Consider the following 24,887-nt stretch of genomic DNA (forward strand, 5'->3'; position numbering starts at 1 on the left):
TCCGGCCGCCGCCGCCCCGACCTCGCGGTCTTTATTCGCCACGCGCCGCGCGGGCCGGCCCCGGTGGCCGCAACCCGCCCGCGGCGGGGCTCAGCCGCACTCGCCCACGTAGCCGCAATTGGCGCATTTGGCGCAGCCGTCGACCTTGTGCAGGGCGTGCGCGCCACACTCCGGGCAGGGCTTGCCGGTGCCGACACCGGGGGTGCCGGGGGCCCGGGCCTGGCTGGCGAGATCGACCCCGGCATCCAGCGCCTGCGCCCCGCCCTCGCGCTGGGCCAGCCTGGCGGCCAGCGCCGCTACCGGCACCTGGCCGCCCTCGGCATCCAGGAAGCCGCGCTTGATCAGGATGCGCTGCAGCGCGTAGCTGAGCGCGGCCACTTCGGAGTCATGGAAGCGCGGCACCTCGGTGCCGTCCTGGCGCACCAGCGTGCCGTAGCGCACCGTGCCCTTGTCCCACACCACGTTGCGCATGTCCGCCAGCGCCTTGGCGACCGAGCCGCCCGAGCGCGCCACCATCGACAACAGCCGCATGGTCGAGGTGATCCACTGCTGGCCCTCGCTGCGCTGCCCCGCCGGCATGAAGAACTCCACCGGGCGCTCGATCTCCACCGGCTTGCCGTCGGCCACGCCGGCGACGCGCATGAAGTTGACAGTCAGGTAGACGGTCTTGTGGCCTTCGTAGGTCAGGTATTCGACCTTGGACGTCACCCCCTCCAGGTCGCCCACCGGCCGGCTGCCGAAGGGGCGCACCAGCGGATTGTCGTCGGCCACGGCAGCGGGCGCCGCCGCCGGCGCCTCTACTGACAGCACGGCCCCCAGCACCGAATTGGGGCGATAGGTCGCTAGCCCCTTCAGGCCGGCCTTCCAGGCCTCCAGGTACAGGTTGCGGAAGGCTTCGTACGGATAATCCTCCGGCACGTTGACGGTCTTGCTGATGCTGGTGTCGATATACGGCTGCACCGCTTCCAGCATCCGCATATGGTCCAGCGCCGACATCTGCAGCGCGGTGACGAAGGCATCCGGCAACTGGGCCATGTCGGCCCCCATGTGACGGTAAAGCCGCCAGGCATGATCCGCCACCTCGAAGCTGCGGTAGCTGTTGTCCGGCATCCGCTTCTTGCGGTTATAGGTCCACGAGAAGGCGGGCTCGATGCCATTGGACGCATTGTCGGCAAAGGCCAGCGTGATGGTGCCGGTGGGTGCGATCGACAGCAGGTGCGAATTGCGCAGCCCATTGCGCGCAATGGCATCGCGCAAGCGTTCGGGCAGCCGCCCGGCAAATCCGCTCTGCAGGTAGGCATTGGCATCGAACAAGGGGAAAACGCCCTTCTCCACCGCCAGTTCGGTCGACGCCAGGTAGGCATCGTCGCGCATGCGTTCCGAGATCCGCGCCGCCAATTGCCGCGCCGGCTCGGCGTCATAGCGCAGGCCCAGCATCACCAGCGCGCTGCCCAGCCCCAGGAAGCCCAGCCCGACGCGGCGCTTGGCGTGGGCCTCGGCCTGTTGTTCGGGCAACGGCCAGAAGGTCACGTCGAGCACGTTGTCGAGCATGCGCGTGGCCACGCGCACAACCTCGGCGAAGGCATCGAAATCGAATTCGGCCTGCGGCGAGAACGGCTGGCGCACGAAGCGCGTCAGGTTGATCGAGCCCAGGCAGCAGCAGCCATAGGACGGCAGCGGCTGCTCGGCGCAGGGGTTGGTGGCCTCGATGCGCTCGCAGTAATAAAGGTTGTTGTCGGCGTTGATCTGCGACAGGAACAGGATGCCCGGCTCGGCATGGTCGTAGGTGGCCTGCATGACCTGGTCCCACAGGTTGCGCGCCGGCACGCGCCGGTACACCCACTGGCCGTCGTCGCGGCGATAGGCGCCCGCGGCGATCATGTCGGCGCCTGGCTCGGCCTCATGCACCAGTTCGACCTCGCCGTCGGCCTGCACGGCCTGCATGAAGGCGTCAGTGACGCCGATGGAGATATTGAAGTTGCTGAGGTCGCCCTTGTCCTTGGCGTGGATAAAGCTCTCGATATCGGGATGGTCGCAGCGCAGCACGCCCATCTGCGCGCCGCGGCGCGCGCCGGCGGATTCCACCGTGGCGCAGGATGCGTCGAACACCCTCATGAACGACACCGGCCCCGAGGCGCGCGAATGCGTGGCCCGCACCAGCGCGCCGGCCGGTCGGATCGCCGAGAAGTCATAGCCCACGCCGCCGCCGCGGCGCATGGTTTCGGCGGCCTGCGCCACCGCCGCGTAGATGCTGGGGCGGCCCTCGCGCGGCTCCGACACCGAATCGCCCACCGGCTGCACGAAGCAGTTGATCAGCGTGGCCTGGATGCCGGTGCCCGCCGCCGAATTTATACGCCCGGCCGGCACGAAGCCGTTTTCCTGCGCCCACAGGAAGCGCGCGCTCCAGGCCTCGCGCTGGTCCTCGGGTTCGGCCTGCGCCAGTGCGCGCGCCACGCGTTGCCTGACATCGGCAATGCTGCGCTCTTCGCCCTTGGCGTATTTCTCGATCAGGACTTCGGTGGAGATTTCCTGCGGCGCCAGGGCGCCGCGAATGATCTGGTCGTTTGCGTTCATGTATTGGCTCACCACGGTCTGGGTCGGTGAATGGTCGGGCCACCGCGGCCCGCGTTGCCTGCGCCAGATCAAGCCGATGCATTTGCCGCGGGCAATGACCCACCACTGCAAAGGGCATTCAACGCAATTTCTCCGCGGTATCGCGGTCTGGGGTACAATGCCGCTCGGACGGGCCTCCTCGCATGGTGGCGCGGTCAACCTGGTCAGGTCGGGAACGAAGCAGCCACAGCCGTTTTCCGCCAGTGCCGAGGGTCAGGCTCGTCCACCTCCCCACCTAATGTCCTTACGCCTCAATATCTTAAGGCAAATCAAGGACTTATCCCAGCTAGCGTGTCCTCCCAGTGTGTCACTTGAGCAACCGACAATGACCACTGACAAGATGAAAAAAGCCATCGGCGTCTACCAACGTAAGGGTAGCAGCATCTGGCAATGGAAGATCAAGGCACCTAAAGACCTCCGGCACCTCTACTCGTCGGACTGGGCTGAGAATTGCTCACTGGGTACGCCAGACCTCAAGGAAGCTAGCCGGAAAGCGACTCAGCTTCGCTCCGAATGGCTGGATCGATTCGAGGTACAACGCGCCCAACTGCACCCCTTGAAGGTTCCGGCTATCACGCCAGCCATGGCGCAGTTCTTTGCTGAGAAGGTGCAACACGGCTCGCTCTCAGACGATGAACGACTGCGCACGACACCGGAAGATCAGGCTTGGCTACTGCGCTGGATGCAGGGCATGGGCATGCCGGGCGCTGATGCGGCACTAAGCAAGTTTGGCGGGATGCCTGCCCCGCTTGCCGACATGCTCGAAGACCTGCACCAGCAGCACCACGCAGAAGCCGGGAAAGCTTTGGCACGCGGCAATCTCATCAAAGCTGCACCGGCCATGCTGCGCGCCGCTGCACAGGCAGGCATCACCTTTGACGAAAGCACCCCCGGCTACAAGGAAGCGTTGCAGGAGGTGTCAAAAGCCATCAGGCACACCACCGATGCGATGGTGAAGCGGGATGAGGGGGAAGTTGTAGATACCCCTCCCCTGCCAGACCTCAAGGCCATTGAAGCCGCAAAGAAGCCATGCATGCTTCGGGAGGTGTTCGAACGCTGGAAGGAATCCAAGCCTCGCAAAGAGGACACCGTGGCTGCAACCGAACGCGCTCTGGCTATGTTTGAGAGACAGACCGGCAATCCACCTCTTGAGCAACTCACCCGGCCAATGGGAGACGCCTTCCGGGCATGGCTTCTGAAGGAAAAGCTTGCGTCCAGCACGAAGAGCGACAGGCTTACGGCAATCCAAGGCTTGCTCAACTACGCCAGCCGTGACCTTGAATGTCTCCCGAAGAATCCGTGGGCAGGGTTAAACATCGAATCCCGCACCGAGAACAAGCGCAAGCCGTGGTCACCGGAAGAGCTGAAGACCTTCTTCTCTCAACCACTGTTCACCCGCTACGAACTACCTGAGAAGCAATGGCGAGCCGGCAAGGACGCCGCGTATTGGATTCCGCTGCTTGGGCTGTTCACTGGTGCACGCATTAGTGAGCTTTGTCAGCTTCGTCCTTCAGATGTGTTCGAGCGTAACGGTCTGACGTTCATCAGCATCAACGAGGAAGGCGAAGGCGCCACCGTCAAGACAGCAGCAGGCGTGCGTGACATTCCGATGCACAGCGAGCTAGTCAGACTGGGCTTTCTTGAGTACGTGGATGCAACTCGGAAGGCTGGGCATGAGCGGCTGTGGCCTGACCTCAGATTCCGTAAAGACAAGCCCGGTGGCAACTTCTCGATGTGGTTTAGCGAGGCACGGAAAATGGGCGGCAGTGAGCGCGTGGTGCCAGACTTCCATAGCTTCCGGCATACAGTGCGCCCCAAGATGACTGAGGCTGGCATTGCTGAGCCGGTGCAGGATCAAATTACCGGGCATGAGGTAGGTGGCAGCGTCGGGACGAGGGTGTATGGCAGGCACTATGCACCCTCACTTCTGCAAGCGGCTGTGGAGGCGATCACCTATCCCGGGTTGGTGCTGAACAAGGTGTACCAGCCCCAAGGCAAGCACTGACAGCAAAGCCACCAGTGGCTCCAGGATCGATCCCGCCCTCGGCGGCTGCCCTCGCCCATCTCAGCCACCATTCAGACGATCCTAGAGCCATTGATGAATTGATGGCCTCTGGCGACAGCATTCAGCGCCGCCTCTTCTTCGCCGGCCCGCCCGTGCGAGGGTCGATGTTCCAGTAGGCCCCGTGGTCGAGCAATTCCTTCACCGTGTCTGCGGATCGCACCTGTCCGTTACCCGATCCACAGCACGTACACACCGGCTTGCCGTCTGGCCCCGTCGATGCCGGGGCCACTTTGCCGCACTGGCTCTCGAAGCACTCGAAGAATTGATCCAACATCATCCTCTCCAGTTGACCTGGAGAGAAGTGTACGCTGCTTCCAGTGCGGAAAATGCCTTAAAAGAACCCCAAAAGGCACTTTTAAATACATTGTTACAATTAATACCTTGACCTAGCGGGAAGTTGCTATTGACAAACACGGCTCGGTGTAGTAGAATACCAACAGTAAGAAAAGATTTCCCCGAATAGAAGTGTAAGTCAACTCACCACTTGCCGTCAATACCCATGAACTCAAACAATCACAGGAGCACCCTCTATGGCCCTCAATGGCACCGAACGCCATCACCCTCGCAAGCTGCATGAACTTGCGTTCTACCATGCATGTATCCGTCTGTTGATCGACGGTCTACGTGCTGGCATGTCACATGCCCAGCTTGCCAAGCAACTGAATAGCGCAAAACTTTCCGCCCCATCGGGCGCGGCGTGGAGCACCGGAAGCATCAAGGCTTGTCTGCACAAGCTCAAAAACCCGGACACTCATCCGTCACGGATGTTCCAAGCTCTCACCCGCTTGGTATTCGTCGGGATGCTCACGAAACAAGAAGCTGAAGTTCTGACGACCCATCGCGGGTATTCTGAAACGCTTCTGTAAGCCTCAGGCTACATCCCAGCATCACCCCTGGCCCTGTCCATTAACAGGCGCCGCGCGGCCTAGCCGCCCTCTCTCAAACAATCTCCGGCAGTAAGAATCCCCTTGGCCTTCGCCAAGCATGGGGCTTTTTGCGCTTGCCGGATTCATAAGAAGGAATCTCACTTGTCAGTATCTAACCCTACGACCATCTCCGCAAAAGACCTCACCAAGGTAGTCAAGGCCAATATCAATGCCTTCGATTTCACCGAGCGGACAGACAACATTAGGCGGTTTTTCGAACACAAGACCGGTAAGCACATTACTTTCTCATCTCTGGTGCTGGCCTTCCTGAATTGCGGCTTTGGCGTAATCCCTCACGGCAAAGAGTTTCGCCTTATTCCTTACGCCGTTGAGGGACTTACACAATGAAAGAATCCCTACGCCAAAACCACAAGAAACAAGCAACAGCTAAACAACTGACAAGCACTATCAAGGACGCGGTAGTCCCTCAATTGATGATTGAGATTACATCCCTGCGTGCTCAAATCCAGAAACTGGAAGCGGAGCTTGAACAACTCAAGCTGTCGTCTGTCCGCACTAAAGCTAAACGAATCAACTACCGAAACGGAATCCAAACACAATGAAGAATCAGATCACCAAGCCTGCCGACCTCGCAACCGATCGCTTTGTATCCATTGCTGAGCGCAAAGCTCACCAAGCCGCGATGGATGATTACCATGCTGCTGTCCGTGCTCAAGCAGAGAAAGCAAAGCAGAAGCAAAACCCGGAGTCGGAGAAACCGACCGGGCCGCATTACCTCAGTGATGCCGAGTACGATGAATTGCGTCGGAAGGAATGGCACGAGCAGCAAGCGAAAATCAAAGCACGCGAGGATGAGGAAAAGGCGAAGGAGAAGGCACGGCAGGACTATCTGGCGTCAGATGACGATGTAATCAAGATTCTCGAAACGACGCCCTTTGACTTCGTGCTGACATTCCAACATTTTGTGGGCCGTGGCTTCCGCCTTTCCGACGAGGGCCTGGAACAATTTCATCCGGGGTTTACCGGCATCGGCTGCTTCCAATGCACGATGGTAAAACCGACCACAACCAAGAAAACATCCAAATAATCGCAACTTCAGACAGCGATTCCTTTTGGGGCTACAGCGATGTGGCCCCTTTTTCATTCAACAAGGACAGCCATGCCAACTACAAACAAATCAGGCCGCCAAACCTTACAAGGCAAGGACGGCGTAACTCTTGAGAGGCGCTACTTGTATCTGACACCTGAGACATGGACTGCACTACATGAACTGGTGCGGCTCACTCAGGCGAATCAATCAACCGTCATCTCAACGCTCATCGCCAAAGCTGGCAAGGAAATTAATGAACATGGCTCACTCAGCTAACCCGCAGTTCGCAGCATTCTCCCACTACCTCACAGCCTGTGGCTGGTGCTTCCTCGCCAACGAGAAATACACCACCCTGCGCCTCTACAATCGTTTTACTGGTGCCACTCCGCCCGAAGCGGCCTTGCCGACAATGTTTAGGCGATGGGACGCCACTAACACGTCCCCTGAGGGTATTACCGGCTATCTCAAGCACACGCTGCCACTCGTATTCGGACATGTCTTCCAGCCCAAGGGTGAAGATTTTGTCGAGCGACACGGCACACTCTGGTGCAACACCTATCGACAATTTGAACCTATTACTGAGCGCGCAGACGTTCACCCTGACTTTCTTGAGTTTCTAGAGCGATTGTTTCCTGACGCGGCTGAACGTCATACGGCTATCCAATGGCTTGCACACGCCTTCCAGAAGCCGGAAGAGCGCCCATCGTGGCACCTACTGCTCATCTCGGAAAGTGGAACCGGAAAAGGCTATCTGTTCAACGAAATCCTAGCTCCCTTGCTACTGCATACCAGTATCGCGCCCAGCTTCTCAAAGGTTACGGCTCAGTTCTCTACCGTGCTTGAGAATAATCTGTTGTGTTTGCTGGACGACCCTCGAAAAGGCAGTGACGAAACCATGACACGCATGAAATCTATTCTCTCTGAGGAACATGCTCTCGTTGAGCACAAGGGAGAAATGGCAAGGATGGTACCGACATTTACGCGATTCATTCTGGCTTCGAATCTGGAACGTCCGCTACGTCTGGATGAGGATGACCGCCGATGGTTTGCCCCCAAGAAACTTGTCCACAAGGTATCGAAAGAAGAGACACAGCAATTCTTGGCCCGGTTGTACTCATGGCTGCAACAGCCAGAAAGCCTCAGCCGAATCTTCAACTGGTTCATGCAATATGGCCTTAAAGGCTTCAATCCGAAGCACATTCCGCAGAGCGAACAACTCAAGGCAATGATCGCAATGAGCCGGAACGCACTAGACGATGTGTATGCCGATTTCTTTGCTGATAACCCGGTGTTGCAGGTTGCCGACCTACAGGCGTATATCACCGCTGCTGGGTACACCAAGCCGCAGAACGCGGCTGTCAATCATGCTTTGATCGAAGGCGGCTACAGATCGCAGGAACTGCTGGTGAATGGCAAGCGTGCAAGGTACTGGGTGCGGAAGGAGCTGGACAGGAAGGCCGCGCAAGCGATTCTGGATGATGAACTGTCATGCACAACAGCCGAGCCGTACTGAAAACACGCATAGAAACACGGATAAAACACGGATGCTTTGGGTTATCCGTGTTCCCGCAAAGCCTTATCCAGCAAGGGCTTCCGGGAAATAACACGCATACCACGCATAACTTTCAACGTACTTTTAAATACGAAGTGCCCCGCACTGAGGATGGGCTTGCCCCGTTCAGCATCACCAGCGGCCTTGCCGCCATCACCAGCCCCAGCCGGGGCCATCCCCATAGGAATACACCAATGACATATGACTCAGCTTTCGAGCGTCGCATTGCGCCGACGCTGCAATCACTTGGATTCACCCGCTACAGCGACTACTACCGCCTTGGCGGCTCTCCCCGAGACTTCCACGACGAGGACGGCACAGGCTTCTGTGCGCGGCCAGACTGGTATCACCCGACGCTAGGGCTTTTCGCAGAAACCAAAAGCTGCGCCCTCAACAGCCGCACGACAGTGCAGAAGGCCGAAAACGAAGTAGCCCGCCAGCGGAAGAAATGCAGCATCAAGGGCAAGCCGTTCGGCACATACGAGATGCTTCAAAGCCAGTGGTCTCATTCCAAGGTGAAGCAATCCATCGTGCAACATGCACTGACACCGCAGAACCTCATTGTCGTCTTCGACACGGCGCCGTCATGGGCTGACGCTTGGGATTACTGGAAAGCTGGCATCGTGTTTGTGCCGCTGGACGATCTACGCCAGTACCTTGCATACGTGCACCTTGCCAAGCGTGGCATCGGCGCCGGCTTCCAACTCAGCTACACAGTGGAAGGTCAGGAAGTTCAGTTCGTGCTGTGAGTGCCTGGAAGAATCGGCTGAATTGCTAAACCGCTTCGCGTGCTCATCCTTCTTAATGCATTCCCAGCGCGTTCCAGCGCCCGAAATGGGCCGAAACTGTGTCAAATACTGTACATCCATACAGTATCGTGCTGATATCAGGCCGTTTCCGCGTTACGCAAGTGCCTGTTTTTAAGGGGAAAATGCCGTTTTTGGCCTACTTTTGGCCTATTTTCCGTGTACGCCTTTTGCCCTCAAACCCAAGTCCTACAACGCTTCCCAGCACTGAAAACCCACCTACCGGCGCCTATGTGGGTTACTGACCCACCAGTCATTTACTGTGCACAGTGTCAGGGTGAGTGTCAGGTTGGAGTAGAGGCCAGCTAGGCGTCAGGTACACCATGCGCAACACGTCAGATTAGGATCGGTTTCACTATTTCTTGACACAATCCGCCGAGGGTCTTAGACTTCAACCTGACACTTACACAGGGAGCGGGACATGCGGTGCGGCTACATCAGGGTTAGCTCAGTAGACCAAAACACCGAACGCCAGCTAGACGGCATTCAGGTAGACAAGACCTTCACTGACAAGGCCAGCGGCAAGGACACTACCCGCCCCCAGCTTCAGGCGGCACTAGAGTTCGTGCGTGAAGGGGATCAACTTGTGGTGCACAGCATGGATAGGCTGGCCCGTAACACGGAAGACCTATTGCGCATGGTGCGTGAGCTAACCGCCAAGGGTGTAAGCGTTCAATTCGTAAAGGAGAACCTTACCTTCAAGGCAGATGAGGCCGACCCCATGGCTACCCTCATGCTGACCATGCTTGGCGCCTTCGCTCAGTTTGAGCGTTCGCTGATTCGTGAGCGCCAGCGTGAAGGCATCGCCATTGCCAAGACCAAAGGCGTCTACCGGGGCAGGAAGGCCGCACTGTCGGCGGAGCAAGCCGCCAAGCTGCGTGAGCGTGTAGCAGCCGGGGAAGCTAAGGCCGCTGTAGCCCGTGACTACGGTATCAGCCGGGAGACGCTGTACCAGTACCTCAAGGCTGAAGCCTGACACACACCCTCACAGACGACGCTACAGCCCCGTAGCGCCTCTCTTGTGCTCAGACTGGGCAAACCCCCTCAGCCAGCCAGCGACGCGCCTACGCCATATTTGGCTAAAGCTGGCGCTATGTTTAGGGCACAGTCGCCCTTGTTAAGCCCCGACATGCCAACCGGCTTGCAGATTGCCTATCGCCTGTGGATATTTACTGCTGGCGTGCTGACACTTCCAGCAAAAGTCGGGTAGGTGCCCAAAAAATTTCGGAAAAATTCGGCCTCAGCCAACACCCCGTAGCTGCATTACGCCAGCTTGATAGCAATCCAAGCCAGCAGCACCACTGCCACCCACAGTAGCCGCTTGATTGACTTCTGGTTATCCAGGACTGTTTGCATGAGGATCAGCGTGGCGGCGGCATCCTCTCGCCCTACGCAGGCAGCGCGAAGCCCCTGCTGCACCCGGTAGCGAAATTCCCCGTCTTCGTTCTCGGCGGGGTGCAATCCGTCGTTCTCCGCGAAAGTGCTTGCCAGCTTTGAAGCCCGCATTACGTGCTGCAAGCCATAGGAACCTTTCTTCGCCGCCTGCCCTTCAATGAAGTTTGCGCCCATTCTTAGAGACCTTTCCGAGATTGTTTCGTCAGTCACCACGTATTGCAGCCGCTACCTCCGTAAGTCGGCGCAGGAGGAAATACCAAAGGTATGGGGCGGCTCCGACCAGCAAGAGCGCGATTGAGATCAGGTAAGCGGGCAGCTCTACCTTCTGAAGCGCCGCCTCCGTGCGCAAGTCTCTAATTCGACCTTGGACACCGGGCAATGCATCTGCCTTCGGAAGCCCGAGAAGGTCGTCTGGATCGCACACCAGAGCAACCTCTTGCCACCCATCTTGCTCGGTCGCGGGAGCGGCATTTGCCTTAGCGCCTAGCTTCGCACTTTCCGCCTCGCATTCCGCAACTGCGTTGCGTAGGTCTCGCCCCAGCTTCCACTGATACGCGTAGCCGACTGAGAAGGCGACCGCTGCCAGTGACCAGCACGCTATAAGGAACCTCAACGGTTTGTCTCGCTTGATCGCCCGTTTGCCGTTGCCCGGAGCATCGCTCACACGATTACACATTGGAACGAGCTAGTGATCTATCGACACCAGTCGCAACAGCTGCGATGAAATGACCTATTTCATCACTGGCGGTATCGTATAGCTCCTCCTTCAGCAGACTGAATGGCTCAGTCAATGTCACGATCGACCCATCGAACACGAAGTCCTTTGGCATATCCTCTACGGCCAAAATTAGCTGTTGATCTTCGGGAGTACGCTTCATTATAAAATTGAGCATTTGCCGGAGATGTTGTGCATCTTGCCCCTGCTGATTTGGCGAATCAACCACTATAGGAAACTGTTTTCCTTCCCCACTGACTTTGGATGTATGAATCACCGCATATTGATAGGCCAACAGCGAGCGGGGTAAAGCACTCCCCATTGCGGTGACTGTAGCATCGGGTTTTTTCTTGATATCATCCCGCAAATCCTGCACTTCCAGTTCACTCGTAAAAAGATTCATACGCTCCGAATAAAGCGCGTTGATCTCACGCGTTCGGGCGGGCAGTACAAACTGCGCAACCTTCGCCTTCATTTCTGCCGCCGTCTCCTCAGCTTTGGTCAGATTCCTCCTAAGAGAATCTAAATCCTTTTGGAAGGCAGACGATACAATCTCGGAGCTTTGGCTGTCGATTACATCCTGGAGACGGAGCATTCCCTTTCTTGTTTGCAATGCCTTTTCGATATTCATGATCTTGTGTTTCACACGGCTCATGTTACCGTTGACCTCTGCAAGCTTTTCCTCTGCCGACCTACGATCCATCTCCAGTTCAGTTATAACCTTTCTCATGCTTACAGCATCATCGATCAACTCTAGGCGGACTGGAAACCCATTCTCATGAATACTGCCACATGTCGGACATGTAAGCTCGGCCGCAGTTTGAGATTCGGTAAGATACTTCAAATCCCCTTCAAGCTCACGCAACGCGACATGTGCCATCCCGATTTGGCTTGCAAGGGACTCCCGTTCTGCCGCTTGATCAAAGACTTTCTTCCGAAGAGATTCCTGCTCACTTTTCAGTTGCGTAGCCGTCTTTAGCAGTTCAGAAATTTCTTGCTTGAATGCGTGGTTATCCAACCGCACCGGAGTTTTCGGCAATGTCTTCTTTACTCGCTGCATGGCGGTTTTCACAACCCCAAGTTCTTTCTCCAGTTCCGTCACGGTAGCTCTCGCTTTACCTTCCGCGAACTTGGCAACGTAGTATCCATTCGGCCTTTGACCAGTAACATAGGCGGTCAAAGGTCTTTTCCAATTAGAAAACTGCGTCAACTTATCGAATGAATTCCATTGCTCAAGCCAACTCCCATCCTGATCCATATAAAAAGGCAGGAATAGATAGGGAGGAGTTGCTTGAGCTAGCTTTTCGCCATGCGTCGGCAACATAAGCTGGAAATCGAAAAGCTTTGCCATTATTCGTGACCACTCATCATAATTGGTGGTCACTTGTACCCGCCCTGTCGATTCCTGCCACAAAGCAAATACATTCGCTTTTCGATATGCACTGTACGGTTGGCCGTCAACGTCAAACGAAAGCACCGAAATCGCGTGCTGATCCCATCTCTCACTCTTGCCCCTTACTTCGCACCCCAACGTACGGAAGAGGTTCTTGAGTACGGTAGACTTTCCGGTGTGGTTCCGCCCCACTAGGAGCGTCCGACTCTGATTGAACTCGATCTTCCGCGCCGCCCTGAATATCTCTGATACGAGCCAAAGCTCTTTGAATCGCAAACTTGTCATGTTTGCCTTTCCTTAGATTCCGCACCAAGCGAAGTGTGTTTCCTGAGCCGTTCATTGATAGACCTTATACAATGCAACAGCAAGAATATAATCCGCATCGTATATAGCAAATCGAGAGGATGCGTCGTTATTAATGACACAATCCGCAATCCACTTACCCACGTCCCAAAGCGTGGCCAGTGAATCCGGCAGATTCGCCTGCACGGATTCAATTTCCTCAATAAGAGCATCCAAGCCAAACGCCACCTTTCCCGCTTTATCGACGAGAAAACGAAGTAACGCCTTACGAACTCGCGTTCGCTGCATGAATGGAACATTTTCTCCAGCCAAGGAGCTAACAATACCCTCAACAATGTCGGTATCCGATTTTTTGTTGAGAGTTACAGTTAGCATGCCTGAAAACTGCGCCTTCGAGATTCCACGGATTCTCTTCAATTCCTGGAATGTTGCCGCCTCGTCTGTAGCTGTGGCTCTTACTTTGATCTCACTATAGACAGCCTTACAAAGCACGTCAGCTCTCGCCCCGTGCCCCGGAAACTTATTTGCCAGATATGTCGCAACGATTCCGGTAACATGATTTTCCAAATCATTCATCGCCAATGGGCTTCGTACAAAAACCCAGTCATTGAAGTCGATTTCCGTCTCGCAACACGACAACTCCTTGGCAATGGACTTCCGAAGCTCAGATTTTACGTCGTCTGCTATTATGGCGCCACGGAACTCAGCTCGATCAATTGACCTCAAGCCACCATCACCGAGTTTCAAATCGACCGGCGCATTGCTAACGAATGAAATCGAGCGGGCTTCTGAGCCTACTGTGCTATGTGACTCATGCAACTTAGCTAAAATCGATTTCCCCGGCTTTCCGTCGGGGCCTTTCTTTGCCGTCGCAATAGTTGCCCTACTCCATTTCCCGCTAGTACCCTCGTTCTTCTTGAGTTGGAATAAGTCGATACCGGTCGGATTATCACTAGAGTCCAATACCGCGACGTCTTCAATAAACTCCAGCAACAGGACGTAATCATCGCATTCGACATCGAGTTTCAACAAATGACAAAGCGCCCAGTAGCGTTGAAATTCATGGCCCTTGCCACCATGTCGCCCTCCACGCTCTTTTGTCAGCGAATCGTTTAACTTCCCCTGAAATGGCGTCGTCTTCATGTTTTCACGCGCGTGACAGCCGGCGAACTTCCAGCATAAACGGATTGGCCATATTCACTTGTACGAGCCGCCAGCATCTGCCAGCTGCGAGCTGAACTTGACGATCTACGTAAAGATTTGCCTGTCCCTTCGCCATCGCTGCTGAACCCTCATGCCTGGAATGTTGTAACGAAACTTTACCACGTCACATTCCTGCTAATGTGACGTTGGCGTTTTCCGCTCTAGGCCGCTGGTCGCTCCCGGCACCGGCAAGTCGATGCTGGCGGAGCATTCCGGGGATGCTCCCGCTGATATCGTCTGCACGAGGCGATGGAAGCAGTCGGGGTGATGAGTCGGGCCGGGCGGCTTCCGGGTGAGCGCCCGTCCGCGTCAGGGCCGGTGATCGTTGGCAGCGGCAAGTGCATTACCACTGGCGTCTGCTACACTTCTGGCTAGTGTGTCACCTGAGTGAGTCACGCTGCTGAAGGATGGCGCTATAAGTCATTGATTCTTCAGGGTTTTTCCCGAAAGCCCAAGAGGGTCAGGCTCGTCCACCTCACACCCCCTCCTGCTGTACCCCTCCCGCTATATCCGCACGCACGAGTCGCTTGCAGCGCAGTCCCTGTCACTTTAGTACAGCCGGGCCGCGATCGCGCGCGCCGCACACCCCATTTTGCGCCGATTCTGGCACCCTGTCCGGGTGCCACGCCAGCCGTCAGAACAGCGAGCCCTGCTGCGGCACTGGCGACACCGGCGGCGCCAGGCGCTCGGCGGGAATCCATTCGCCGTCCGCAGTGGCCACGCCGGCCTCGATACGCTTGCCCGGGAACATCGGCGCAATCGCGGCCGCATAGCGGCCCAGCTGCGCGCGATAGGCGGCATGCTCCTGCGGCAGGAGCCGCAGCTTGTAGTCGACGATCACCACGCGGTCGTCGAATTCCACCAGCCGGTCGATACGCAGCAGCCTGCCGCGCGCGTCATAGAGTTCGACTTCATTGCGCGCGCTGCGGGCGTCCCCCGCCCCCAGCAACGGCGCCAGCGCCGGCGCGCGCAGCATCGCGGCCACCGCCTCCAGCGCTTCTGCCACCTGTTGCCGCCACGCCTGCCGTGCCGGCCCGGTATGCGCGCCCGTCAGCGGGAACCAGCGCAATACGGTGTCGATCCCCGGCACGCCGGCAAAGGCTTCGGGATAGCGCGTCAGGCGTTCCAGCAAGGCATGCACCAGCTCGCCGTGGCGGGCGGCCGCGGCGTTGAAGACGATGCCGTCGGACTCGTCTTCAGCTTCCGCCTCGCCCTCTTCTTCAAGCGCGATCCCCTGCCGCGCATCCACTGCATCGCGATAGCGCAGCCGGAAGTCGGTAAAGCGCACCGGCTCGCTCAGGCGCGCGGGCATCGGGGCCTGCTCCTGCGCATCGGCCAGCTCGCCCGGATAGGCCGGCACCATCTCGCCGACGCCTGCGGCCTGCAGCCGCACATACCAGCTGCCGGCGATCTCGGCATTGCCCTCGCCCGAACCGCTGCGGCTGGCACGGCCCTTGACCCCGCTGACCAGCAGGCCCTGCTGCGCGCGCGTCATGGCCACATACAGCAGGTTCCAGTTCTCGCGCTCGCCAAGCGCCGCCTCTGACTCGAACAACGGCGCACGCGCCAGCCCGCGTTCGCTGCGCTTGCCGTAGGCCGAGAAATGCCGAGGCACCGGCGACGACGGCGGCCAGTCGACCAGGATGCCGCCCCGGTCCGCGGCCGGCTCGCTGTGATTGGCATCGAGCAGCACCACGAACGGCGCCTCCAGGCCCTTGGCCGCATGCACGGTCAGGATATGGACCGCGTCGAGGCCGGCAAACGCCGGATCGTCCTCGGCCGGCTCCACGTCTTCGGCGCTCTCGCCCATGCCGCCTTCGTCGGGGCTTTCGCCCTCGTCCCCGCGGCGGATTTCCTGCAGTTCGTCGATAAACTTCGGCAGGCTCGGATAGCGCCCGCCGTCGAGGTCCAGCGACAGCTTCAGGAAGGCATCGAGGTTGGCCAGCACCTGTTCGCGGATATCCGGCGGCGCGGCCTCGGCATAGCGGCGCCGCACTTCGCCGCCGTGGAAGATCTGGTCGATCAGGTCGTGCACCGGCCGGTGCGGCGCGACGCGCAGCCACTGGCGCAAACGCTGCACGCCTTCGCGCAGCGCATCGGATACGTGCCCGGGCAGGCCGCCTGACTCGATGCGCGCCCACCAGCTGCCCTCGCCTTCGATCCGGGCCAGCGCCAGCAGGTCGTCGTCAGTCGCCCCCACCAGCGGGCTCTTCAGCACGTGCGCGAGATCCAGGTCCGATTCCGGCGTCATCAGGAACGCCAGCAACGCCGACAGGTCCAGCGCCTCGAGCGTGGCCAGCAGGCCGCCGCGGCGCGGGCTCAGGCACGGGATGCCGGCCTCGCGCAGCGCGCGCTCATAGTCAGCCAGATGGGTCTTGCGGCGCACCAGCAGATGCATGTCGCTCCAGCGCGCGGGGCGCTGCTCGCCGCCTTCATGGACCGGCACGGTGTCGCGCACCAGGCGCAGCCACGCGGCCACGCGCCGGCCTTCTTCCAGGCGCAGCGAATCGCCGGCCTGCCGGCGCGGTTGCAGCAGCGTGTCGCGATGGGCCGAGGCGGCTTGCGCCGGTTCGTCTTCGGCAGCGCCGTCCACGGCTGCAGCGGCCTTGTCGTCGGCCTTGTCCTCGGGCTCCACCAGCGGCAGCAGCCAGACCGGCCCGTTGCCGCCGGCCAGTGCCGTGGTCTGGGTCGCGTACAGCGGATAACGGCCCTCGGCGCGCGCGCTGTCGAACACGGCGTTGACCCAGTCCAGCACTTCGGCGCGGTTGCGCCGGGTGCGGTTGGTGCGCAGCACGGTGGCGCCGAACGCATCGCGCAGCATCTCGCCGGCCGCGCCGAACAGCCGTGCATCGGCGCGCCGGAAGCGGTAGATCGACTGCTTGGGATCGCCCACCAGGAACACCGTCGGCCGCTCGCCCAGGCCCGCATAGCCGGCCAGCCAGCCCTGCAGGATGCGCCACTGCAGCGGGTTGGTGTCCTGGAACTCGTCGAGCAGCAGATGGCGGTAACGCGCATCGAGCCGCACCTGCAGGTAGGTGGCGGTCTCTTCGTCCGACATCAGGCGCGCGGCCTGCCATTCCAGGTCAGCGAAGTCCATCGCGCGCTGCTCGTCCTTGTGCCGCTGGTAGCGCGTCAGCAAGGCATCGCCGATGCAGAACAGCGCGCGGTTGATCGCCAGCACCGCGGCTTCGCAACAACGCGCGCTGATGTCGTCAAGCATGGCGCAGATCGATGCATGCTCGTCCAGCAACGCATCGACCATGCCTTCGCCGCCGGCGGCCTTGACCAGCGCCGCGGTGCGCCGCAGCGAACGCGGGCCGCCGGTGGTGGTGAAGAACGCGGCGCGCAACTGCGCGAACACCCGTTCGGCGGGCTTGCCGGGCGCCGCGCCCGCTTCGCGCCACGCGGTGATCGCCATCAGCGCATCGGTGATGCGGGCGGCGTGGCTCTGCTCGGTCTTGCCGGCCGCGCCCAGGCGCAGCGCCAGCGACTCGCAGGCATCGCGCCAGCCTTCGTCGGCCAGCGCCTGCAGCAGCACGTCGCCCTGGGCGTCTTCGCCCAGGCAGTCGGACAGCGCCTGCAGCGGGTCGCCGCCCTCCTGCATCGCCCACCATTCGCTGCGGGCATGGAACATCGCGTCGAGCAGCGCGCGTGCCTGGAAGTCGCCCACGGTATCGACCAGCGTTTCCCAGGCGTCGCGCAAGTCGGTGTATTGCGGCGTCGCCAGCGCGCGCCAGACCGGGGCCCAGGCTTCGCGCTTCATGCGCAGCGCATCTTCGCGCAGCGCCGCGCCCGGCACGATGCCGGAGGCCAGCGGTGCACCACGCAGCAGCGTGCCGAACCAGCCGTGGAAGGTATCGATGGCCATGCGCCCGGGCGCCGCCAGCACCTGTGCATGCAGGCGCCGCGCACGCGGCAGCGCCTCGCGCGCGGCGTCGGGCGTCAGGCCACGCTGCACCAGCGCGGCGATCACGTCGTCGTCGCTGTCGCGCGACAGCTGTGCCAGCACCTCCAGCAGGCGGTCGCGCATTTCTTCGGCGGCCTTGCGCGTGAAGGTGATGGCCAGGATCTCGTGCGGCGCGGCGCCGGCCAGCAGCAAGCGCACCAGCCGCGCCACCAGCAGCCAGGTCTTGCCGCTGCCGGCACAGGCCTCGACCACCACCGAGCGCGCGGGATCGCAGGCGGCGCGCGTGAACTCGGCCTCGGAAACGGGTTCGCCGTCGCGCTGGTAAGGCTGGACGTGGTGCGGATCGTGGGGCGTCATGATGTCAGCGCCGGCACGGCGGTGGATTCCCAGAAGCCCTTGCGGCACAGGCCGCGGGCGGTGCAATACAGGCAGGCGGAGGCATCGCCGAAGGCCGGCAGCCTGGCGCCCTGGCGCAGGCGCATGACGTCGTCGCGCATCTGCCGTTCCAGCCAGATGACGGCGGCTTCAAAATCGGGCAGGCCGACTTCGCGCTGCGCCGCCGCTGCGCCCTCGCGCGCGCCTTCGAGCGATACCCAGCTGCCTGCTGCCGCATCGGCGCGCAGCAGGCCGTAGAACGGCAGCTGGCAGTCTTCCTCGACCTCGGCCAGCTTGCGCTTGAGGCGGGTGGCGCTCTGCGTCTTGTAGTCGAGCACGGCATGCGCCCCGCCCGGGCCCTGGTCAAGCCGGTCGATGCGCCCGGTCAGGCGCAGCGGCTGGCCGTCGGGCATCGGCAGGTCGATGCCGGCGTCGAGCTCGCCGCCGCGCCAGAACCAGCCCTCGGCCTCGCGCGCGGATTGCCAGGCGACATACGACGGCATCACCTCGCGCCAGCGCCGGTAGTAGGCAATGGCATTGCCGTCCTCGGCCATCAGCGCGCCGAACACGTCTTCGGAAATCTCGGCCAGGCGGGCCAGGCGCTGGTCTTCCGCGAGCGTCTCGCCGCGCTCGCGGCGCGCCTGCAGGTCCTTGTGGTAGCGCAGCAGCACGTGGTGCAGGTGTTCGCCGATCTCGCGCTTTTCCAGCTCGTCGCTGACTGTCTCCAGCCCGGCCAGGCCCAGCATGCGGCCGGCGAAGAACTGGTAGGGGCAGCGGCGCAGCATGTTGTAGGCCTGCGCGCTCCAGCGCACCGGCACCAGCGCGGGCTCTGCCGCCGGCGCCGGCATGCCCTGCGGATCGGCAAAGGTCTCGTGCGCCTGCGGTGCGGCGGCGGCTTCGATGCTGACGCCCGCGCGCGCGCAGCACGCCGCCAGGCGCTCGATCCAGCCCGACACATGATGCGGCTCGCCGCGGCTGCCGTAGCGTTGCCAGGTCAGCACCACGTCGTCGTTGTTCAGCAGCACCTCGGCCAGGTCGCGCGCCTGTTGCGCAAAGCGGGCCTCGCGGTCTTCCAGGTCCAGCTCGCGCCGCATCTGGTTGGAGAAGAACATCAGCTCGGCGGCGCTGGACGGCAGTTGCGCGTCATCGCAGCCGACGATCACCACGCCCTCGAAGCGGCGCATGCGCGCGCCGTTCAGCGGCAGGATGGTGATGCGCGCCGGGCCGCTGGCCGAGGGCTCCTTGTAGGCGACCGATTCCAGCAGCGCCGACAGCATCGCGCGGAACTCGCCCTGCGACAGCGTGGCATGGCCGCCGGTCTCGTCCAGCGGCAACTCCTGCAGCCGCGCCAGCGCATCGAGCAGCTGGCTGCCGGCATCGTCCACGGCCAGCGCCGCGCGCATGCCGAGGCCGTCGAGCATGCCGTCGAGCCGTTCCAGCCAGGTTGCCAGCGGATGCTGCGCCAGGCCGCGCGGCCAGCGCGCCGCCTCGTCGGCGAGCACGGCGATGAGCGCGTGCGCGGCGCGGCGCGGTGCTTCGGCGGCATCCTCGTCTTCCGTGGCAGCTCGCTGCGCCGCGGTCGGTGCGTGGCCGAACAGCTGGCGCAGGCGCACCCAGCCGCCGGTGATGCCCTCGCGCCGCACCTGGCGCTCAAGCAGCGCGATGGCCGCGCCACGCCCGGCAACCTCAGGCAGGCAGAACGGGCTCTTGAGCAGGTCCAGCAGCGCGGCGGTGTCGCCGTCGCGCACCAGCAGGTCGAACCAGCGCATCAGCGCAGCGGCGGCACGCGTGGTGGAAAGCTTCCAGCCGGTCTCGTCGCGCACCGGTGCGCCGGCGCGCGCCAGCAAGGCGCGGGCGCGCCGCGCCACCACGCGGTCGTGCGCGACCAGCGCCACCTGGCGGCGGCCTTCATTGAGCCACTGCACCAGCTGCGCGGCTGCCGCGGCGGCTTCATCCTCGAAGCGCGCGCTGCCGACCACGCGGATCGCCGGACGCCGCGGCGGCAGCGCAGGCATGGCCGGCGGAGGGGCGACGGCTTCGGCATCGTCGGCGATCCTTGCTTCCGGCCATAGCGCCAGCAGGGTCTGGTACCAGTCGACATCGCTCTCGCCCTGCCCGGTCCAGTCATAGCCGACCTGCAGCACCGGCACCAGCTCGGCGGCATCGCGCAGGAACGCGGCTTCAAGCGGCGTGGGCGGGGTCGGGGCAATCCAGATCACCGGGCCGCGCAGCTGCTGCGACAGCTCGCGCAAGGCGCGGCGCCGCGCCGGCAGCGGATCGTCCGGCCCGGACAGCGCCTGCCAGAATGCCAGCACGATGCGCGCCTCTTCGCCGAGGAAGCGCTCAGACAGATGCGAATAGGTCCGTTCCAGCGCGCCCTGCAGCAGGCCGGCACGATCGTCGCCGTCGATGTCGTCATCGTCGCGGATGGCGGCGTCTTCGAGCCAGCGCGCGTTGAGCTCGTCGCAGATCGACAGCAGCGTCTGCGACAGGCCCCATGCGGCGGTCTCGTTCTGGGCGCCGAAGGCGCGGCGCAGCCAGTCCTGCCCGCGCACCGCCTGCTGCACGGCCAGCAGGCGCGCGGCAGGGCTGCGCACCGGGGCGCCCTCTGGCGGCAGGTCGAGCAGCCAGTGGCCCAGCGTCAGCACGCGCGGCAGCAGCCGCGGGCGGCCCGCCGCACGGGCGGCGGCGTCCAGTGCCTGGCGCACGCCCGGGATCTGCGCGGCGGTGGGCACGACCACGTGCGCGCCCGCCTCCGGCGCGCCGCAGCGGTCAAGGAAATACCAGGCAGCGGTGGCCGCCTGGTCGAGGAAATCAGGGCCAGGGCGAAAACGTAGCGACGTCATGGGCGCGTGGGGCGCAGCCCGGAATGGCTGCGCGAACTGCGTCGGTCGGCGAAAGCGTCAGGATGCAACGGAAACAATACGGGCGCCGCCGGCCTGAGCGGCTGGCGGCAAGTGCGATGCGGGACAGGCGGAGCCGGCTCAGTCCGAACCGCTTTCCAGCCGGGCGCGGATCTCGCGCGCGGTCTCGAGCAGGCCCTCATAGCCGGAGCGCGCATGCTCGGGCAGGTCCGGGTCGCCCACCAGGGTACCGAGGGTCTCGATGATGCTGTAGACCAGGCCGCGTGCGGCACCGCTGGCGATGCTGTTGGTCTCCACGGCGCTGCTGATATGGTCCAGCGCATCGCTCAGGTGGTCCACGTCCGGCGCCTGGCCGGGCTCGGGCTGCGAAGGCTTGCGGGGATCGGTGTTCATGTCGATGACCTAGTCAGTGGCGCAGGATGCAAGATTGGCCCGCTGGCGCCGCCCGCGAACCGCTTTCTATTCTACGCGCACGCCACTCGCATCCGGCACCCGCGACGCACGCATAAGTGCATTCTATGACACACCCTTTCGTGTGCTGCGAGCGATTGCCCGAATCTCTCGGCGCCATAGAAAATAAGCATTTCAATGAATACCCCGATTGCAGCAGAATCATTTCCGTGCCGGCGCCCTTTCGAGTGTTGCCAGGCCAGTCTTGAAAATCGGCAAACTGGTAACATATCGGCAGCACCGGGCGCGGCAGCGGCCCCCACAGCCTGTTTGCGGGCTGCGGAGGCGGCCCGACGGGTCCGCGCAATCTCGTGTAAGGTAACGGTTCGGCCCTCCGAAGTCTCCAGCCTTCAACATAAACAGAGCGAAACCAGAGGTTTTCCGCCATGAGCGAACAAATCAAGTATGTGAGCGACGCCTCCTTCGACGCTGACGTCCTCCAGTCCGACAAACCCGTCCTGCTCGATTTCTGGGCGGAATGGTGCGGCCCCTGCAAGATGATCGCGCCGATCCTGGACGAAGTCGCCAAGGACTACGGCGACAAGCTGCAGATCGCCAAGATCAATGTCGATGAAAACCAGCAGGTGCCGGCCAAGTTCGGCATCCGCGGCATCCCGACGCTGATCCTGTTCAAGAACGGCGCGGTCGCGGCCCAGAAGGTCGGCGCGCTGTCCAAGTCGCAACTGACCGCCTTCCTCGACGGCAACCTGTAAGCTGCGCGCCGGGACCTGACCCACGGTCCCGGTTTTGTCACGATCCGACGTGCGTGCGCCACATCCTGGCGCGCCGGTCGGATTGTGCTAAGATGCCACCAACAACTCCCCGAGCGTTCGCTCATTTCCCCCCTTCCCTTTAGGTCTCGCCCGTCCGGGCCCATCTGTACCCCTCGTCTATGCACCTGACAGAACTCAAATCGCTTCACGTGTCTGCGCTTCTCGAAATGGCGGCTACGCTCGAGATCGACAACGCACAACGGATGCGCAAACAGGAACTGATGTTTGCGATCCTGAAGAAGCGCGCCAAGATGGGCGAAACCATCTTTGGAGACGGCACGCTGGAGGTGCTGCCCGACGGCTTCGGCTTCCTGCGCTCGCCTGAAACCTCGTATCTGGCCAGCACGGATGACATCTACATCAGCCCGTCCCAGATCCGCCGTTTCAACCTGCACACCGGCGATTCGATCGAGGGTGAAGTGCGTACGCCCAAGGACGGCGAACGCTACTTTGCACTGGTCAAGGTGGACAAGGTCAACGGGCAGCCGCCCGAAGCGGTCAAGAACCGCATCATGTTCGAGAACCTGACGCCGCTGCACCCGAACCGGCCGCTCACGCTCGAACGCGATATCAAGGCTGAAGAAAACATCACCGGCCGCATCATCGACATGATCGCGCCGATCGGCCGCGGCCAGCGCGCGCTGCTGGTGGCATCGCCCAAGTCCGGCAAGACCGTGATGCTGCAGCACATCGCCCACGCGATTGCCAACAATCATCCGGAAGCCGACCTGTTCGTGCTGCTGATCGACGAGCGCCCGGAAGAAGTGACCGAGATGATGCGCTCGGTGCGCGGCGAAGTGGTTGCGTCGACCTTCGACGAACCGGCCATCCGCCACGTCCAGGTTGCCGAAATGGTGATCGAGAAGGCCAAGCGCCTGGTCGAACTGAAGCGCGACGTGGTGATCCTGCTGGACTCCATCACCCGCCTGGCGCGTGCCTACAACACCGTGGTGCCGGCCTCGGGCAAGGTGCTGACCGGTGGTGTGGACGCCAACGCGCTGCAGCGCCCGAAGCGCTTCTTCGGTGCCGCGCGCAACCTGGAAGAAGGCGGTTCGCTGACCATCATCGCCACCGCGCTGATCGAAACCGGCAGCCGCATGGACGACGTGATCTATGAAGAGTTCAAGGGCACCGGCAACATGGAAGTGCACCTGGAACGCCGCCTGGCCGAGAAGCGCGTCTACCCGTCGATCAACCTGAACAAGTCGGGCACGCGCCGCGAAGAACTGCTGATCAAGCCGGAAATCCTGCAGAAGATCTGGATCCTGCGCAAGTTCATCTCCGACATGGATGAAGTGCAGGCGATGGAATTCATCATGGACAAGATGAAGGCCACCAAGAACAACGCCGAGTTTTTCGATATGATGCGCAGAGGCGGCTGAGCCCTCGCTGCAGCATCGCCGCAAGGCGGACAGGAAGGCGTGCCCCGGCACGCCTTTTTTGTTGCCCGACCTTTTGTTGCCGGACCATTTCACAGCGCACGGCGCTACGCCCATGCTCGGCAAACTGACCTCATTCCTGCGCACCCGCTCGCTGGCCCGCAAGCTGGAGCACTACGCCATCCCCGACGCGCTGTGGACGCGCACGGTCGCCACGCTGCCGTTCGTGCAGCGCTACGGCAGCGAAGACCTGGCGGCGCTGCGCGAGCTGGCCACGCTGTTCATCGCCGACAAGGAATACTCCACTGCGCACGACCTGCCGCTGGCCGACGACATGGTGGTCAGTGTTGCCGTGCAGGCCTGCGTGCCGATCCTGAAGCTGGGGCTGCCCTGGTACCGGGGCTGGCACGGCATCGTGCTCTACCCGGGCGAGTTCATCATCCGCCGGACCGTGCAGGACGAGATCGGCCTGGTGCACGGCGTGGTCGAGGAAGCCACCGGCGAGGCCTGGGAGCACGGGCCGGTGATCCTGTCATGGCCCGACGTGCACACCCCCGGGGCCGGCATCGACAGCGACCACGAACTGCCGGCCGATACCTACAACGTGGTCATCCACGAATTCGCCCACAAGCTGGACATGCTCGACGGCGAGCCCGACGGCGTGCCGCCCTTCTCGCGCGTGCTGCACCCGGGCATCGACGCGGAAGCCTGGGCTGAGACCTTCCTGACCGAGTACGACCGTTTTGCCGAGGCCTGGGACGCGCGCGACGAGGCCGACTGGGAGCATCCGGAGCGGCTGCCACCGGCGCTGCGCGTCATCGACCCGTATGGGACCGAGGCGCCGAGCGAGTTCTTTGCCGTGACGTCAGAGGCTTTTTTTGTCGAGCCGACCGGGCTTGCGCGACACTGGCCGGTTGTATACCAGTCGCTGGCCGCCTTCTATCGCCAGGACCCGGCCTCAATGTGACGTTTTTGCCGCATTCCTGCGCAACACTTTCTGTGCCGCGCGTGGCGCAGCCTCTTCCCCAAGCCTTTGTTTTTCTGCCATAATCCCAGTTTGCCCGTTACCGGCAAGTGGTTCGTTCGTCGCCGCGCCATGCACGCTCTCGCCCTCGGC

Annotated in this window: 19 protein-coding genes and 1 other RNA gene; 13 read left to right on the top strand and 7 right to left on the bottom strand. The window is 61.7% G+C overall.

The window, feature by feature from the left end:
• Positions 1–90 precede the first annotated feature (90 nt).
• Positions 91–2,574: an adenosylcobalamin-dependent ribonucleoside-diphosphate reductase gene (locus tag AC07UK_RS02970; RefSeq protein WP_494685285.1), complete on the bottom strand. Its 2,484-nt coding sequence runs from the start codon at positions 2,572–2,574 to the stop codon at positions 91–93.
• Between the two features lie 167 nt (positions 2,575–2,741).
• Here AC07UK_RS02970 and ffs point away from each other — a divergent pair.
• The 10 genes from ffs to AC07UK_RS03020 all read left to right on the top strand — a co-directional run bounded on the left by ffs (position 2,742) and on the right by AC07UK_RS03020 (position 9,989).
• Positions 2,742–2,840: signal recognition particle sRNA small type (ffs, locus tag AC07UK_RS02975), an RNA gene on the top strand.
• A gap of 98 nt (positions 2,841–2,938) precedes the next feature.
• The gene (locus AC07UK_RS02980; RefSeq protein ID WP_494685284.1) at positions 2,939–4,618 is read left to right on the top strand and encodes a DUF6538 domain-containing protein; all 1,680 of its coding nucleotides are present in this window, start codon (positions 2,939–2,941) and stop codon (positions 4,616–4,618) included.
• A 590-nt stretch (positions 4,619–5,208) separates the two neighbouring features.
• Entirely contained in the window at positions 5,209–5,544 is a 336-nt protein-coding gene (locus tag AC07UK_RS02985; protein ID WP_494685283.1) for a hypothetical protein, read from the top strand.
• A gap of 102 nt (positions 5,545–5,646) precedes the next feature.
• Complete coding sequence (locus tag AC07UK_RS02990) at positions 5,647–5,952, top strand: hypothetical protein (RefSeq protein ID WP_494685282.1); 306 nt, start codon at positions 5,647–5,649, stop codon at positions 5,950–5,952.
• On the top strand, positions 5,949–6,167 hold the full coding sequence (locus tag AC07UK_RS02995; RefSeq protein WP_494685281.1) for a hypothetical protein: 219 nt from the start codon (positions 5,949–5,951) through the stop codon (positions 6,165–6,167). Before AC07UK_RS02990 ends, AC07UK_RS02995 begins: the two co-directional genes overlap by 4 nt.
• Complete coding sequence (locus AC07UK_RS03000) at positions 6,164–6,652, top strand: hypothetical protein (protein WP_494685280.1); 489 nt, start codon at positions 6,164–6,166, stop codon at positions 6,650–6,652. Before AC07UK_RS02995 ends, AC07UK_RS03000 begins: the two co-directional genes overlap by 4 nt.
• A gap of 72 nt (positions 6,653–6,724) precedes the next feature.
• Positions 6,725–6,931, top strand: a complete 207-nt coding sequence (locus AC07UK_RS03005; protein ID WP_494685279.1) for a hypothetical protein — start codon at positions 6,725–6,727, stop codon at positions 6,929–6,931.
• Positions 6,909–8,168, top strand: a complete 1,260-nt coding sequence (locus tag AC07UK_RS03010; protein WP_494685278.1) for a primase-helicase family protein — start codon at positions 6,909–6,911, stop codon at positions 8,166–8,168. The genes AC07UK_RS03005 and AC07UK_RS03010 overlap by 23 nt, the downstream gene beginning before the upstream one ends.
• Complete coding sequence (locus tag AC07UK_RS03015) at positions 8,144–8,956, top strand: hypothetical protein (RefSeq protein WP_494685277.1); 813 nt, start codon at positions 8,144–8,146, stop codon at positions 8,954–8,956. The genes AC07UK_RS03010 and AC07UK_RS03015 overlap by 25 nt, the downstream gene beginning before the upstream one ends.
• 478 nt (positions 8,957–9,434) lie before the next feature.
• Positions 9,435–9,989 carry a recombinase family protein gene (locus tag AC07UK_RS03020; protein ID WP_494685276.1) on the top strand — a complete coding sequence of 185 codons (555 nt, stop codon included), beginning with the start codon at positions 9,435–9,437 and terminating at the stop codon, positions 9,987–9,989.
• A 287-nt stretch (positions 9,990–10,276) separates the two neighbouring features.
• Here the strand turns inward: AC07UK_RS03020 and AC07UK_RS03025 are convergent, their stop codons facing one another.
• The 6 genes from AC07UK_RS03025 to AC07UK_RS03050 form a co-directional block, all read right to left on the bottom strand.
• On the bottom strand, positions 10,277–10,582 hold the full coding sequence (locus AC07UK_RS03025; RefSeq protein ID WP_494685275.1) for a hypothetical protein: 306 nt from the start codon (positions 10,580–10,582) through the stop codon (positions 10,277–10,279).
• Positions 10,583–11,076: 494 nt separating this feature from the next.
• Entirely contained in the window at positions 11,077–12,801 is a 1,725-nt protein-coding gene (locus AC07UK_RS03030; protein WP_494685274.1) for a hypothetical protein, read from the bottom strand.
• Positions 12,802–12,852: 51 nt separating this feature from the next.
• Complete coding sequence (locus AC07UK_RS03035; RefSeq protein ID WP_494685273.1) at positions 12,853–13,962, bottom strand: DUF4297 domain-containing protein; 1,110 nt, start codon at positions 13,960–13,962, stop codon at positions 12,853–12,855.
• 694 nt (positions 13,963–14,656) lie between these two features.
• Positions 14,657–18,286, bottom strand: a complete 3,630-nt coding sequence (locus AC07UK_RS03040; RefSeq protein ID WP_494685272.1) for a UvrD-helicase domain-containing protein — start codon at positions 18,284–18,286, stop codon at positions 14,657–14,659.
• Positions 18,283–21,150, bottom strand: a complete 2,868-nt coding sequence (locus AC07UK_RS03045) for a PD-(D/E)XK nuclease family protein (protein ID WP_494685271.1) — start codon at positions 21,148–21,150, stop codon at positions 18,283–18,285. Before AC07UK_RS03045 ends, AC07UK_RS03040 begins: the two co-directional genes overlap by 4 nt.
• Positions 21,151–21,288: 138 nt before the next feature.
• Positions 21,289–21,561 (bottom strand): hypothetical protein, encoded by a 273-nt coding sequence (locus AC07UK_RS03050; RefSeq protein ID WP_013957248.1) that lies wholly within the window; start codon positions 21,559–21,561, stop codon positions 21,289–21,291.
• A 443-nt stretch (positions 21,562–22,004) separates the two neighbouring features.
• Between AC07UK_RS03050 and trxA the strand changes: the two genes are divergently transcribed.
• From trxA to AC07UK_RS03065, 3 genes are all read left to right on the top strand, one after another.
• A complete protein-coding gene (gene trxA, locus AC07UK_RS03055; RefSeq protein ID WP_010814265.1) occupies positions 22,005–22,331 on the top strand; it encodes a thioredoxin TrxA in 327 nt (108 codons plus the stop codon).
• 179 nt (positions 22,332–22,510) lie between these two features.
• Positions 22,511–23,773 (top strand): transcription termination factor Rho, encoded by a 1,263-nt coding sequence (rho, locus tag AC07UK_RS03060; protein ID WP_010814266.1) that lies wholly within the window; start codon positions 22,511–22,513, stop codon positions 23,771–23,773.
• Positions 23,774–23,885: 112 nt separating this feature from the next.
• Positions 23,886–24,737 (top strand): M90 family metallopeptidase, encoded by an 852-nt coding sequence (locus AC07UK_RS03065; protein ID WP_494685270.1) that lies wholly within the window; start codon positions 23,886–23,888, stop codon positions 24,735–24,737.
• Positions 24,738–24,887 lie beyond the last annotated feature (150 nt).

Source organism: Cupriavidus sp. GW821-FHT07C08 (genome assembly GCF_059419025.1).

Coding starts and splice junctions, on each gene's coding strand:
- AC07UK_RS02970 (WP_494685285.1), bottom strand. CDS start 2,574: ATGAACGCAAACGACCAGATCATTCGCGGCGCCCTGGCGCCGCAGGAA.
- AC07UK_RS02980 (WP_494685284.1), top strand. CDS start 2,939: ATGACCACTGACAAGATGAAAAAAGCCATCGGCGTCTACCAACGTAAG.
- AC07UK_RS03000 (WP_494685280.1), top strand. CDS start 6,164: ATGAAGAATCAGATCACCAAGCCTGCCGACCTCGCAACCGATCGCTTT.
- AC07UK_RS02985 (WP_494685283.1), top strand. CDS start 5,209: ATGGCCCTCAATGGCACCGAACGCCATCACCCTCGCAAGCTGCATGAA.
- AC07UK_RS03010 (WP_494685278.1), top strand. CDS start 6,909: ATGAACATGGCTCACTCAGCTAACCCGCAGTTCGCAGCATTCTCCCAC.
- AC07UK_RS03025 (WP_494685275.1), bottom strand. CDS start 10,582: ATGGGCGCAAACTTCATTGAAGGGCAGGCGGCGAAGAAAGGTTCCTAT.
- AC07UK_RS03040 (WP_494685272.1), bottom strand. CDS start 18,286: ATGACGCCCCACGATCCGCACCACGTCCAGCCTTACCAGCGCGACGGC.
- AC07UK_RS03035 (WP_494685273.1), bottom strand. CDS start 13,962: ATGAAGACGACGCCATTTCAGGGGAAGTTAAACGATTCGCTGACAAAA.
- AC07UK_RS03030 (WP_494685274.1), bottom strand. CDS start 12,801: ATGACAAGTTTGCGATTCAAAGAGCTTTGGCTCGTATCAGAGATATTC.
- trxA (WP_010814265.1), top strand. CDS start 22,005: ATGAGCGAACAAATCAAGTATGTGAGCGACGCCTCCTTCGACGCTGAC.
- AC07UK_RS03050 (WP_013957248.1), bottom strand. CDS start 21,561: ATGAACACCGATCCCCGCAAGCCTTCGCAGCCCGAGCCCGGCCAGGCG.
- AC07UK_RS03045 (WP_494685271.1), bottom strand. CDS start 21,150: ATGACGTCGCTACGTTTTCGCCCTGGCCCTGATTTCCTCGACCAGGCG.
- AC07UK_RS03065 (WP_494685270.1), top strand. CDS start 23,886: ATGCTCGGCAAACTGACCTCATTCCTGCGCACCCGCTCGCTGGCCCGC.
- rho (WP_010814266.1), top strand. CDS start 22,511: ATGCACCTGACAGAACTCAAATCGCTTCACGTGTCTGCGCTTCTCGAA.
- AC07UK_RS03020 (WP_494685276.1), top strand. CDS start 9,435: ATGCGGTGCGGCTACATCAGGGTTAGCTCAGTAGACCAAAACACCGAA.
- AC07UK_RS02995 (WP_494685281.1), top strand. CDS start 5,949: ATGAAAGAATCCCTACGCCAAAACCACAAGAAACAAGCAACAGCTAAA.
- AC07UK_RS03005 (WP_494685279.1), top strand. CDS start 6,725: ATGCCAACTACAAACAAATCAGGCCGCCAAACCTTACAAGGCAAGGAC.
- AC07UK_RS03015 (WP_494685277.1), top strand. CDS start 8,144: ATGCACAACAGCCGAGCCGTACTGAAAACACGCATAGAAACACGGATA.